13 protein-coding genes and 1 pseudogene are annotated in these 12,721 nt (G+C 59.5%); 10 read left to right on the forward strand and 4 right to left on the reverse strand.

The features are described 5' to 3' along the window. Nucleotides 1–547: 547 nt before the first annotated feature. Genes J3P88_RS12995 through J3P88_RS13025 form a run of 7 tightly spaced genes read left to right on the forward strand, consistent with a single transcriptional unit; the run spans nt 548 to nt 6,159 of the window. A complete protein-coding gene (locus tag J3P88_RS12995; RefSeq protein ID WP_434575689.1) occupies nt 548–1,900 on the forward strand; it encodes a phenylacetate--CoA ligase family protein in 1,353 nt (450 codons plus the stop codon). Nucleotides 1,901–1,908: 8 nt separating this feature from the next. Beyond that, entirely contained in the window at nt 1,909–2,454 is a 546-nt protein-coding gene (locus J3P88_RS13000) for an acetyltransferase (protein ID WP_186706200.1), read from the forward strand. A gap of 1 nt (nt 2,455) precedes the next feature. Then, the gene (locus tag J3P88_RS13005; protein ID WP_186706201.1) at nt 2,456–3,139 is read left to right on the forward strand and encodes an iron-containing redox enzyme family protein; all 684 of its coding nucleotides are present in this window, start codon (nt 2,456–2,458) and stop codon (nt 3,137–3,139) included. Nucleotides 3,140–3,142: 3 nt separating this feature from the next. Further along, nucleotides 3,143–3,754: a flavodoxin family protein gene (locus J3P88_RS13010; protein ID WP_135845913.1), complete on the forward strand. Its 612-nt coding sequence runs from the start codon at nt 3,143–3,145 to the stop codon at nt 3,752–3,754. A 5-nt stretch (nt 3,755–3,759) separates the two neighbouring features. Continuing rightward, nucleotides 3,760–4,668: a DMT family transporter gene (locus J3P88_RS13015; RefSeq protein WP_186729382.1), complete on the forward strand. Its 909-nt coding sequence runs from the start codon at nt 3,760–3,762 to the stop codon at nt 4,666–4,668. After that, the gene (locus J3P88_RS13020; protein ID WP_434575692.1) at nt 4,655–5,563 is read left to right on the forward strand and encodes an alpha/beta fold hydrolase; all 909 of its coding nucleotides are present in this window, start codon (nt 4,655–4,657) and stop codon (nt 5,561–5,563) included. The genes J3P88_RS13015 and J3P88_RS13020 overlap by 14 nt, the downstream gene beginning before the upstream one ends. Further along, nucleotides 5,551–6,159: an acyl-homoserine-lactone synthase gene (locus J3P88_RS13025; RefSeq protein WP_186706204.1), complete on the forward strand. Its 609-nt coding sequence runs from the start codon at nt 5,551–5,553 to the stop codon at nt 6,157–6,159. Before J3P88_RS13020 ends, J3P88_RS13025 begins: the two co-directional genes overlap by 13 nt. Nucleotides 6,160–6,206: 47 nt before the next feature. Here J3P88_RS13025 and J3P88_RS13030 read toward each other — a convergent pair whose 3' ends face one another. After that, nucleotides 6,207–6,569 carry an IclR family transcriptional regulator domain-containing protein gene (locus J3P88_RS13030; protein ID WP_347709614.1) on the reverse strand — a complete coding sequence of 121 codons (363 nt, stop codon included), beginning with the start codon at nt 6,567–6,569 and terminating at the stop codon, nt 6,207–6,209. After that, nucleotides 6,484–6,882, reverse strand: coding sequence for a hypothetical protein (locus J3P88_RS13035; RefSeq protein ID WP_434575694.1), 399 nt, complete (start codon nt 6,880–6,882; stop codon nt 6,484–6,486). Before J3P88_RS13035 ends, J3P88_RS13030 begins: the two co-directional genes overlap by 86 nt. Nucleotides 6,883–7,296: 414 nt before the next feature. On the opposite strand from J3P88_RS13035, the pseudogene J3P88_RS13040 reads away from it, so the two are divergent. Beyond that, a pseudogene (locus J3P88_RS13040) lies at nt 7,297–7,494 on the forward strand (amidase family protein); the annotation flags it as partial. 356 nt (nt 7,495–7,850) lie between these two features. Further along, a complete protein-coding gene (locus tag J3P88_RS13045; protein ID WP_434575696.1) occupies nt 7,851–9,032 on the forward strand; it encodes a hypothetical protein in 1,182 nt (393 codons plus the stop codon). Nucleotides 9,033–9,148: 116 nt separating this feature from the next. Here J3P88_RS13045 and J3P88_RS13050 read toward each other — a convergent pair whose 3' ends face one another. Continuing rightward, nucleotides 9,149–10,306, reverse strand: a complete 1,158-nt coding sequence (locus tag J3P88_RS13050; RefSeq protein ID WP_434575697.1) for an alpha/beta hydrolase family protein — start codon at nt 10,304–10,306, stop codon at nt 9,149–9,151. A 223-nt stretch (nt 10,307–10,529) separates the two neighbouring features. Continuing rightward, nucleotides 10,530–11,441: a LysR family transcriptional regulator gene (locus J3P88_RS13055; protein ID WP_186706207.1), complete on the reverse strand. Its 912-nt coding sequence runs from the start codon at nt 11,439–11,441 to the stop codon at nt 10,530–10,532. A gap of 326 nt (nt 11,442–11,767) precedes the next feature. On the opposite strand from J3P88_RS13055, the gene J3P88_RS13060 reads away from it, so the two are divergent. Then, nucleotides 11,768–12,706, forward strand: coding sequence for a VOC family protein (locus J3P88_RS13060; RefSeq protein WP_434575699.1), 939 nt, complete (start codon nt 11,768–11,770; stop codon nt 12,704–12,706). Nucleotides 12,707–12,721: the final 15 nt, after the last annotated feature.

Raw genomic sequence — 12,721 nt, forward strand, 5'->3', positions numbered from 1 at the left:
CGGGGCGGACGCTGTTCATGTCGCGCGCAATACCAGGCTTGCAACGGATTGCAGCCATCGATGCGCAGGGCACAAGGCGCGAGCACCTTCGAATTTCATTGTGGAGAGAGCAGGACGTTGCTGGCAGGCAGCAGACAGACGCTGGTCTTCGCTAGATTATTAGCGACGCCAGATATTGCTTTTGAAGATGGCCAGAATGGCCCGGGAACAGCTGTCGGGGTAGCTGTGGGAAGAACTGATAGCAGAAAGGTGATAGTACATTTTAGACATCCCAGTCTTGGCTAGGCACTGCGGGAACGAGCGGCAGTGCAGCGAAATTACCAGTGTGCCCCGGGGCTGTCAACTGCTGGACGGATATTGATATCTCATTCATTTCTTAGTGTCGACAGGCACAAAAACTATTCCTGCGCATATGTAATCGCGCGTGCTTTTAACAAGAAACTCGTACGCGCACAACTGCGGGATAACGCAGCTGGGTATTTGTAACTTCTGTCACTAACGTAGTGGCCGTTGAGTTCCAGTAACCCATCAAACCTGAGCGGCTGAAATGAAAGAGCATTTAGACACATTCAAGAAGCGGTACGATCCGATTCATCATGCCTATTGGACCGACGTCCTCAGCGACACCGCGTTGGCGGCATGGCATCAGGAACAGTTGCGGGAAGTGATCGGCCACGTGAAGCGTTCTTCGCCGTTCTATGCCAGGCACCTTGCCCAGGTCGACGAGCGTTCGCTGACCTTGGATGAGCTCGTCACCTTGCCATTCACGACCAAGGATGATTTGCGCGAGGCAGGCTTCGACATTCTGTCCGGCCCGCTGGAAGACAGCATCTTCTATTACGAGACGACGGGCACCACCGGGCCTGCTACGCCATGCCCACGGGATCGCAAGGAAAGCTACGCGAGCAATCGCCAACTGGCCATGGCCTACCAGGCGGTGATCGAAAAGCACTTTGCGGGTGAAAAAGCTGTGGTCGGCATCATGGGGCCCACCGAGGTCCATTCCTTCGGTGACACCCTGGGCGATGTCTGCACCCAACTCGACCTGTGCAATGCCAAGATCTGGCCGCACTCACCGGTGATCGGTTGGCTCAAGGCGCTGCAACTGCTCAAGGATCTGCGGATCGGCGTGCTCGCGTCGGCGCCGGGGCTCTTGCTGGCCATGGCCAAGGAAGCCGAGCGGCAGGGCTTGAACCCACGCGAGGACTTCGCCCTGCGCGCGTTCATGATGAGCGGCGAGCTGTGCACGCCAGCGTTGAAGAACAACCTCTACAGCCTGTGGGGCGCGCAGGCCTACAACAGCCTGTATGGCTCCCAGGAAGCGATGATCATCGCGGCCTGCAACGCCAATGACCAGTTGGTGCCTCATCGCCTCAACTACATCATCGAGGTGCTCGATCCCAAGTCCGGGGAAAGCCTCGGCTGCACCGGCGACGGTGAGTTGTGCGTGACCATGCTGATCCCTGGCAGCAAGCCGTTGATCCGCTACCGCACGGGTGACCTGGTCTCGATCCAGTCGCGCCCCGGCTATCCGCAATCGATGCGCCAGACCGTCAAGGTTGTCGGTCGGGTGAAGGATGCCGTGCAACTGAACGGTCGCGCCTTCTCGGCTGCGCAGATCGAGCAGGCGTTGCTTGAAGGCGTCGAACAATGCCTTGGTTACCAGATCATCCTCAGTCGCGCCAATGATCGCGACACCGTCATCGCCAAGCTGGAAATGTCGCGCTTCTTCGAGGGTGATCGTGGGCGTCTGGTGCTGCTGATCAAGGAGCGCCTGCGCGAACGGCTGGGGGTCGATGCCACGGTCATGGTGGTGGGCGATCTTGCTGAACATGTGAACCTTGGAAGTTGGTTCAGCTGGAAAGAAGCGCGCATCGTCGATCAGCGTCAAGGCCAGTGAGGTCACCGATGAGCCTGTCTGTTCGCGTGATCGACAACGCAAATGAGCTGTTCGAGTCCGTCAGGCACCTCAGGAGTCGCTATCTGGGGACCAACCCGGCACGGGAGGATGACTTCGAGCGAAGGGAGCAGGTGCGCGACGCCTTGTCCTATCACCTGGTCTACCTGGACAAGGACGAAGTGGTCGGGACGTTGCGCGTCACCCCGCTGGGCCATGGCCTGAGTTTCGTCGAGCGGGCAGTCAATGTGCACGCCTATTTCGAACAATCGACGGACGCCTTCGATGCCAATCGCTTGGTGCTGGACGAGCGATACCGCGGCGGGCGGCACCTGCGCATGTTTCTCCTGCAGGCGGCCATCTGGCTGAAAGCCAACACCCACCTGCGATTCATCTCGGCCCTGTGCCGCGGCCAACTGGCGGCGTTGTATGTCGGCTTGGGAGGGCGCGTGCTGGTGGATGACGTTACCTGGACCGGGGAACAGGTCGAGCGGCGCTACAGCCTCGTGTACCTGGAACTCGAAAGTGTTTACCACAATGTTAAAGGAGCCTATTGAAATGCAAGCATTCTTCAAGGAACTCGACGCTATCGTCGAAGCGGGCTGGGCCCAGATCAAGCAGGGCGCCTACTGGAAGTTCAGCCTGGACAATCACACGCCGCCAGCCCTCTACCAACAGCTCATGCTGCAGGTGTACCACTACACCCGCTACAACTCGGTCAACCAGGCCGCCTGCGCCTTCAGTGCCGATCCGGAAGAGACGACACTGCTGCGCTTCGTCTATAAGCACGCCCTGGAAGAGCTGGGCCACGAGCGCATGGTACTGCGCGATCTCGAGTCGGTCGGGCTGCTGCCACAGGAAATGCCAGCCCCCCTGGCGCCGACCCAGGCGCTGATCGCCTTCCTCAACGATGTGGCTATCCGCAAGGGACCGATCGCACGACTGGGCTACAGCTATTGGGCCGAGGACGTCTACGAGCACATCCAGCCGATCCTGGAAAGGTTCCGCGCAGACCTGGGCTTGAAGGACGAGCAAATGACGTTCTTCGTCGCCCACTCGACCATAGATGAGAAGCACGCCGAAGAAGTGCGCGTGGCCATGCAGCGTGCGGTGAAGACCGAAGACGATCGTCGCCAGATCAAGGAAGTCGCACGCGTCACGTTGTGGCTAACCGGACAGTTGATGGAGGAAGCGCTGCGAGCCTATCTGGCTGGCGAAGAAGGGCTGCGAGAGGCGTCCTGAATCATGAATCTGACCATCATAGTCGGTTCCAGCCGACCTTGTGGTGTCAGTGCACGGGTGGTGGCGCTGGTGCGCCGCCACTTGGGCGAGGAGATCGAGATCGATGACATCTGGCTCAAGGACTACCGGATCGATTACTGCGACGCCGATAACGCCTGTTCAGACCAGGACTGCGCGGTGCAGGACGACGTCGGGCAGTTGGTGGCGCGGCTGGATCGCGCCGATGCGGTGCTCTATCTCCCCGTCATGCACGCCTACGGCACCAACAGTCGCTTCCAGGCGTTTCTGGAGCGGGTCGGCTACGGCTTCATGCGTCCACGCCAACGCCCGCTGCGCGACAAGCTCGCGGCGATTGCGGTCGTCGGCCGGCGCTACGGGCACACGGCCGTTTTCTCCCAGGTCGCGCTGAACGTACTGCTCAACAAAATGATTTTGGTCGGCTCGGGGTTCCCGCCGTGCTTCCAGACACAGCTGGCCCACGATCCTGAAGCGGAACAGGCCTTGTGCGAGACGCTGGACCGGCTCTGTGAGCACTACCGTCGACTTAATCCCACAGGGGTTGCCACGGGCAAGCCGGAAAGAATCCTGCGGCCCATTCAATTTCAGAAGGGATAACTATCATGCCATTGAAAGATTCATTGCTGGCGCTGCTGGTCGCGTTTCTCTGGGGCGCGCAGGTCACCGCCGTGAAGATTGGCGGCGCCGAGCTGCCGCCTATCCTCATGGTCGCCATGCGCTACGCGATCATGGCGCTGTTCCTCATGCCATTGCTCAAGCGTGTCAAACGCGAGCAGTTCGGGCCCATGGTCTTGATCGCTACGATTACCGGCACCTTGCATTTTGGTTTGCTGTATTGCGGTATCGCCCGGGTAGACGCTTCTACCTCGGCAATCATCTATCAGCTGGTGGCACCTTTCACCCTCGTTCTGGCGTTCGCGTTATTGGGTGAAGTCCTGAAAGTGCGCGCGCTGGTGGGCATCCTGCTGGCGTTCGCCGGTATTCTGGTGCTGCTGGCCAAACCGCCGGCGAGCGGGACTTTTGTCGGCATGCTGCTGGTGGCGCTGGCGGCCTTGGCATTCGCGGTCGGATCGGTGTTGGCCAAGCGTCTCGGGCCGCTGGATCCGCTGGCCTTGAGTGCCTGGACGGCTGTCATCGCCGCGCCACAACTGTTGTTGTGGTCCTTCATCCAGGAGGGCGGGCAATGGGCAAGCGTCCACACGGCCAGCGCTCAGGCGTGGTGGGCGGTCATCTATACAGCGCTCAGTGGCGGTCTTCTGGGATTCGGCCTTTGGTTCTGGTTGCTCGGACGCAATTCGATGCAGCAACTGAGCCCGTATCTGCTCCTGGTGCCGCTGTTCGCGATCGCCGTCAGCAAGATCATGCTCGCCGAGGGCATCAGCCAGCGCCTAGTGATCGGCGCCGCGTTGACGCTGTCAGGTGTGGCGCTATGCCAACTGCGCCTGCCCGGGAAATTTTTTCTCAAGGCTGGCGGCAGCAAAGGGCAAGGAGTGGCGGATGAACAGCGTTGATCGACTGTTGCTCGGCACCTTGCGCCTGGTCCACCGATGGCAGTTCGGTTTGAAGCTGCGCTGGCACGCCAGTGCGCAAGGGCGATTGGCCTATCTGGAAAGCACTGCACGTCAGAAGGGGCCGACACTGGTCATCCTTCATGGCTTGGGCGCCAGCAAGGACCAGTGGGGACCTGCGATCCTGGGCATGGCGCGCCATCACCGTTGTGTTTTCGTCGATTTACCGGGGCATGGCCAATCCTTGTACGAGTCGCGTGCAGGCTTCGGACCGCTGGCATTGCTGGCAGAGCTGGAGGGCTTGTTGGAAACGGTAGTCGAGGGCCCCTTCGTTCTGGTCGGCAGTTCTTTGGGCGGTTGCGTGGCCGGACTGTATGCCGCGAAATACCCCCAGCGTGTCAGTCACCTGGTCTTGCTGGCACCTGCAGGTCTTGGCCCGGCGGTACTAGGGCCAGCATTGCAAGCCAGCCTGCAAGGGCAAGGCACAGTCTTCGGCTATCGTACGGTCGAGGAGATGAAGCGCTTCTGGAGCCTGGTGTTCAAGGAGCCACCCCAGGTGCGAGGACGCCTGGCGCAGGCCATGGCCGCAAGCGGCAGGTCGAGGTTTGCTGCTGTGCAGCGGGTGATCGAGGATTTTCGCCGCGAAGGCCTGGACGTGCTTCTCCAACGGCTTCCGCAGATCGCTTCGAGGACGCTGGTGATCTGGGGGCGGCATGACCAGGTGTTCCTGCCTGCTGCCCTGGAGAACCTGCTCCAGCAACTGCCCGACGCCCGTGGCCAGGTCATCGAGGATTCCGGGCATGTGCCCTATCTTGAACGGGGGGGCGAGGTCGCCGCGGCCATCACAGGGTTCATATCAACGTTCTGTGCCGGGGAGGCTGGATCATGCTCGAAGTGATTGCCAGCACCCGCAGTGATATGTCCCCGGCCCTGTTCAAGGCACTGGCTCGCTACCGGTATGAAGTGTTCGTCAAGGGCCTCGGCTGGGCGTTGCCCTGCGCCGAGGGCTTAGAGGTGGATGCCTTCGATCGACCGGATACGGTGTATGTCCTGGCCCGCGACAGCAAGCAGGAAATCGTCGGATGTGCGCGCTTGATTCCTACCGATCGTCCCTTTTTGTTGGGGGAGGTGTTCCCCCAGTTGATGGGCGACACTCCGTTGCCGTCCTCAAGTACCGTCTGGGAGCTATCCCGGTTCGCCAGTCGGCGTCTTTTGTCGCGACGCGCAAAGGTCATTCGGGCCTGGCACGACACAACATGGCTGATGAGCAAGGTCATTGACATCGCGCAGACCCTTGGCGCTCGTCGGTTGATTGCATTCAGCGCGCCGGGAAACGAGCGCCTGCTCAAGCGCATGGGGGTCAGCACTCACAGGATTGCGGGGCCGCAGATGGTCGATGACTTACCAGTGGTGCCTTTCTGGATCAATGTGGCGGGCTACAGTAACCATATAGCGGCAGCGCCGAGAAAGAGCGAAGTGTCCGCCCGAGCCTAGGTCGCGATCCGGTGTTCATGCGCTCTGCGGCGGGACTTGGGAACGACTCAACGCAGGTGCCAGCCCAACTGAGCTGAAATCTGCTGCGTGGCCTCCATCAGGTGCTTGACGTAGTCCTGCTTCAATTCTTCCCTGAAGCCAAAACAGTGGAATGAAACGCTCATGCCGCCGATCACGTGCCCAAAGCGGTCTCGAATCGGCGCCGCCAGGCAGCGCATGTTGTCTTCGAACTCTTCATGGTCTTCTGCATAGCCTTGTCGGCGAACGGTTTGCAGTTCTTCCAGATACGCTTCGACGCTGGTCAGGGTGTTGGCCGTGCGCGCATCAACAAAGTGCTTCAGACTTTGCCGGAACGTACCGGAAATCTGCGAGTCGGTGACCGGACAGAAACGCCTCGATTTCCAGAGCAGTACTTATTGCCGTCCCGGTAACATCGATCAAGGTGGCCGAGGCTGAACCTGCCCAGTCACCATAACCGACCAGCCATAGCTTTCGCTCGGTCATCGAGTGAGTACCTGCGACGTCGATTCGACTCTCCGTATTAAGAGCCTTCAGTGAGCTTAGATGATGGACTGCTGGACGAAATCCGGTGCGCCAGAACGCGATAGCTTGCTTTGGAATTTCTTTTTTTGCTCTTGATAGACCCAAAGAACAAGTCCAGAATTGAGTCTTTTCTTGCTTTCGCAAGAAAAGAAACCCCTTATATTTCAATGAGTCGGACACCAGATACGAGTCTCGTTTCCCGCTCCAAGATTCAGAAAAAAGCCACTCAGATGAGTGGCTTTTTTTTGTGCCTGAATTTTGTATGCAGAGGCGCGAGTTCGTTGGCCCCTCAAATGGTTCTGGCCGGTGGACGCTCCTGATCAGGCTGAGTTTCCGATACAGAGCTAACACCTTTGGTAACGTGTGGGGGCAACGCCCTGTGCGCTGTTCCGACGGCTACATTCTTGTCGGCGAGATCCGGATCGGCACCGAGAAGCTGCCGGGGATCTTCAGACGATTGATATCGCTGACCCGCACATTGATTATGCGGGTTCAGCTCCGCCGACACCGGACCGAGTAGCTTCCTCGCACCCTGAACCGGCCCAGTTGCTCACCGTCTTCACGCATGATCGACACGATGCTGCGGCTGCCTGCAGCACTGCGTCAGTGATTGCGGTTCAACGGGGCATCGTGTGCGTTGCCATCGGCACTGATACGGCGGGCTCCATTCGCGTGCCCGCGGCGTTCAATGGCCTGACTGGGTTCAAAGGCTCCAGTCATCGATACGACATGAGCGGGATTCATCCGCTGGCAGTCACGTTCGACAGCTTGGGCTGCCTACAGCAATCAGTGCTGGGTATTGGACAGTGAACAGGGCACTTACTCGGCGCGCGGAGTATTTGGCCAGAGTATCTATTGGGATCCGGCTGCTGAAGTGGCGATCGTAAAACTTTCCAGTTGGCCAGACTTTATCAATCCAGAGTGGACGCTGGATGCCTTCCGCGCTTGTGCCGCTGTGGTTGAAGAACTGCAACACCACTGACGCCGAAATTTAAACAACTGCGGCTTCTCAAACACCGTTTAGCCCGCTAGCACCTGGACGCTGTTCCAGCTTCAGTCTCGGCGGGCCATACCTATTTCATCCAGACCGCGCTTTGCCGTGGCCGGGATGGTTGTTGCCAAAAATAAAACCTAAAGATGGAGCGACCATGAACTTGAACACCATCCGGGCCTTGGGCTCGTTGATTCCGCTGGCGCTGTTCGGCGCACTTTCCACACACGCGCAGGCGGTCCAGGTCACCGACAATCTCGATCTCGGCGGCGCCGTCCGGGCGCGTTGGGACTATGACCCGGATCGCGATATCCAGAAGTTCAACTTCGATACCGTGATCCTCTCCGCCAAGTACAACTCCGACACTTGGATCGGCCACGCCAAGTACCGTTTCTACGGCCGAGCCTACCCTTACCAGTACACGGAAAACGTCGGGGACGTCCAGTTCGCCGAGTTCGCCTGGATCGGCTACAAGTTCAACCCTGACCAGCAAATCCAGGTCGGTCTGAACCAGGTGCCGTTCGGTTTGCAGCCGTACTTTGGCAGCACGTTCTATCAAACCCTGGGGAACGTCGTGGGGCTGGAAGACGTGGAAGAACTTGGCGCCAAGTACATCCACCAAAGTGGCGACTGGAACATCCAGGCCGGTTACTACCTTCGCCCGGCCTCGCAGGGAAAAGGCACCAGTAAGGGGGAAACCTACTCCAGCGTTGTCTCCGAAGCGGACAGCTATGTCATCGATGGCAGCAACAACCAGGAGCGCGACACCGTGGTGCTGCGGGTGGCCAAGGCGCTGGACCTGGGGCCATGGAAGTCCGAAGTCGGGATTTCTGACCTGACCTCATCCCTGGAGAACCGCGACACCAACAACGACGGCCGGCGCAATGCCGTGGCGGTGCACTACATCGGTAAAAACGGACCATGGGGCGTGCAACTGCAAGCTGCGCGACAGCAGATGTCCCCGCGCAACCCCGGCACCGATGAACTGGTGACTTTCGGCGGTTACGACGCCACTTACAACGTTGCCAGTCGCGGCAATTTGTACGTGGCCGATGTGAGCTACGACGTTGGCGGCAAGTACCTGTTCGATCAGATCAGCGGCGTGCAGCTATACGCCAACTACAGCGCCTTCGATAAATCCGCAGACGACTTCAAGACCTCGCAACGGATGATTGTCGGCACCTCGTTCTCACTTAGTAAGCTGTGGATCGCCACGGAATGGTTGTACGGCAAGAATGATCCGGTGATCGGTGGCAGCAGCCTCACGCAAAGTCTGGGGGCTGGGGGTAGTGATCAGTGGGAAAACCAGCTGTACATGAATATTGGGTATTACTTCTGATCCGGATTTTTGGGCAACAGCCCTAAAGTTTTGTCGCGAGCATGCTCGCTCCCACAGGCCTGGCGCATAAACTGCGGGAGCGAGCCCAATCGCCAATATCTCCAACTTCACGCCCGTTATGCAGTACGCCCGCCAAGTACCTCAGCCACCCAGTCGGCAATGTATTGACCGGCATTGATACTGTTATCGAAGCTCGAATGCTGCACGCCGCCCTCACGTTCGGTGAAGATTTTCAGTTCGCGTTTTGGGCTGTTGACCAACTGTTCGTAAGTGCGGTGGGCCCACTTCAAGGGAATCTGCGAATCCTTTTCGCCATGGGTGACCAGGAAGGGGACTTTGATGCGGTCGAGGATGCCGTCCAGATGAACATTCTCGGCGATGGCCATGAACGCCTTCGTGTCCTTGGCGCCCCAGACCCATGACACATGCGACCAGTAATGCGGCACCGGAAAACTGCCTTCCTTTTCCATTCGACGTTTCTGCACTTCGCGCCAGTCATGGTTGGCACCCCACACGACGCCGCACGCGAAGCGCGGCTCGAAGGCTACCGCGCGCGGGCAGTAGTAGCCGCCAAGCGAGACGCCTTCCAGGCCAATGCGTTTGGCGTCGACATCGTCGCGGGTTTCCAGCCAGTCCACCACGCGGCTGGCCCAATGTTCGCTGTCGAAGCGCGCGGTCAGGTGGTGCAGGCGAAGTGCTTCGCCGGTGCCGGGTTGGTCGATGATTAAAGAAGAAACGCCACGTTTGGCCAGCCAGGCGGGCAGGCCGACGCGGTATTTCATTTCTTTGGTGGAATCCAGTCCATTGACCTGCACCAGGATCGGCGCTGGGCCGCTGACGCCTTCGGCACGCACCAGCAGACCGGAAAGGTGTTTGCCTTCGTAAGGGATTTCGACGCGCTCGCAATTTTCCCGTGCCAGTTCGATACCGCGTTGGAACGTGTGCAGAAAGCGCTGGTACAGCTCCGTGCGGCCAGGTGCACCGTGGGCCTGTAGGCGTTCGCAGCTCAGGTAATAGGTCGCGGCGCGGTTGTATTTTTCACCGGCGGACAACAGCCGACCCTTGCCTTCGTCTTCTTCCGCCAGGCCGCACAGCTTGTCGGCCATGTTCGCCCAGGTTTCACGGAAGGCCTTGCTGCCGGCGGCGTCCGGTTGCTTGGCGGCTTCTTGCAGCGGCGCGCACATTTCTTCGATTTCGCCGATGCGGGCGCCCATTTCAATGGCCAGGTCGACGGAAAGATTCCACACGTAGTTGGTCGGGAAGTAGCGAAACATGAGGGTTATTGTCCTTGTGCAAGCAAAGGCAGGCGGTCAAATCCGCAGCGGGGAGCGCCAGACCTGACGGTTCGCAGCAGGCTAAGGGGCGGCTGATGGTTTGGCCAATCGCGAGTCGGGATGGGAGGTATTGCGAATGGCGATGGAGCTTCGTGTGCCCCATCGGCAGGAAGCTTGAGGGCGCACTACAAGATCCTGATCCGCCTCAGGGCAGCGGAAGCGATTATTGCTCCAACTCGTTGATGATCTGACTGATTTTCGCCCGCAGCCAACGGTGCATCGGATCCCCCTCCATGGTCCGATGCCAGAGCATGAACTCACGCATCACCGGGATTTTCACCGGTGGTTGCACGATGCGCAGCGGCAGGTAGTTGGCGTAGAGCCTGGCCATGCGCTGGAGCATGGTGGCGATGCGTTGGGTGCCGACGATCAACTGCGGCAGGGTGTTGAAGTCGTGGGTCACCACTTCCATGCGACGGGTGAAACCATACTGGCTCATCAGCCATTCCTCGACGCTCAGTTGCCGGTTGCGGCCAAAAATCACCGAGACGTGGCCCATCTCGATGTACTGATCGAGGGTGATGCTGTCGCCTACCAACGTGTTGCCGTCCCATACGACGCAAACATGTTCCTCTTCAAACAGGAGCTGGGAGGGGTGGCCTTCGATGAGGTAGTGTTCGGGCACGATCATCATGTCGGCCTCGCCGCGCATCAGCATCTCGGTGGACGTATCGCCGGGGCCGAGCAGTTCGAAGGTGATGTGCGGGGCTTCCAGGGAGATCTTCTGGATCACCCGGGCAAACAGGACGCTGATCAGATAGTCCGACGTGATCAGGCGAAAATGACGCTTGCTGGTGGCGGGGTCGAACACCGGTTTGGCGGTGATCGAGGACTGGATCGTCAGTAGCACCTGGCGCACCGGCGCCGCCAGTTCACGGGCATAGGGCGTGGGCTGCATCTTGCGCCCGACCTGTGCCAGCAGTTCATCTTCGAAGTAGAGGCGCAGCCTGCCCAGTACGCCGCTGGTGGCGGATTGAGTCATGTGCAGGCGTTCGGCGGCGCGGGTGATGTTCTGCTCTTCCAGTAACACATCCAGCGCCACCAGGAGATTGAGATCCAGGTGGTTAAAGCGCATGGCGGTCTCGATTCTTGTATTTATTTTGTAAATACCTTCCGGCCTTCCTATCGCGGCGTCAAGTCCCGTGAATGGGGGAATCGAACGATGCCTGTTCGATTTTCCATGCAACTTGCGCTGCGCAGCCAGGTATCGCATTTGCCGATAGGTCGCATCCCGACAAGCGATTAGTCAGCGAGTTTTTGCCCCTTCAGTATCGGCCCACAGTCGGTTGGCCGTGACGCTTGATCGACTCCAAGTCCAGCCTCGGCAGCGCTTCGCCTGGCACGGTTCCCGTAAGTGGGGTGCTGGCCTGCGCTGAATAATTACAATGGAGCGGTAACTCAATGAACATCATTGGCCTTGATGCCTTGATTTTTGGCGTCGACGATATTCAAGCCTGTACCCATTGCCTGCGTGACTACGGCCTGCTTCCTGTCGATGTCGACAGTGAGGGCGGTCGTTTTGAAGCCCTCGACGGCACCGCGGTGATTATCCGACGGGCAGACGATGCCAGTCTGCCGGCGGCCATCGGGCCTGCGCCCTCGATTCGTGAAACCGTCTATGGCGTGGCCAGCGTGGCTGACCTCGAGGCTATCGCCGATGAGTTGGGGCGCGACCGCCTGGTGACCCGCGGTGCCGATGGCTCCGTGCACAGCGTGGACGATATGGGCTTTGCCATTGGTTTCCAGATCAGCGTGCGGCGTGCGTACAGCGCGCCCGCCGACCTGACCAATGCGCCGGGCCATGCGCCTCAACGCCCGGTCAATCAGCCTGGCATCAGTCCCGACATGCAGGCCTTGCCGCGGACCCTGTCCCACGTGGTGTATTTCGTTCCGGATGCAGCCAAGGCCGAAGCTTTCTACAAGCGCCTGGGCTTCGTGACCACTGACACCTTTGTCGGTGCGGGCCCGTTCATGCGGCCGGCCGGTTCCGATGACCATCATTGCCTGTTCATGATCCAGACGCCGCCACACATGAAGGGTTGCGAGCACTTCACCTTTCACATGGGCAGCGGCACGGAAGTACTGCTGGCCGGACGTCGCTTCGAACAGCAAGGCTGGACCAGCTTCTGGGGGCCGGGCCGCCACCTCTTCGGTTCCAACTGGTTCTGGTACTTCAACAGCCCGTTGGGTTGCCACATTGAATACGACGCCGACATGGACAAACACGATGACGCCTGGCAAGCGCGCCAAGCGCCGTTGTCGGCGGACAACTCGCAGTTGTTCCTGTTCACCTCCCGGGAAAAATGGTTTCCGAGCGGCCCGCCGCCCAAGCAGGCCTGAATGCGGATTTCGTCC

This window comes from Pseudomonas sp. Z3-6, from assembly GCF_051131985.1.
Taxonomy (GTDB): Bacteria; Pseudomonadota; Gammaproteobacteria; order Pseudomonadales; family Pseudomonadaceae; genus Aquipseudomonas; species Aquipseudomonas zanjanensis.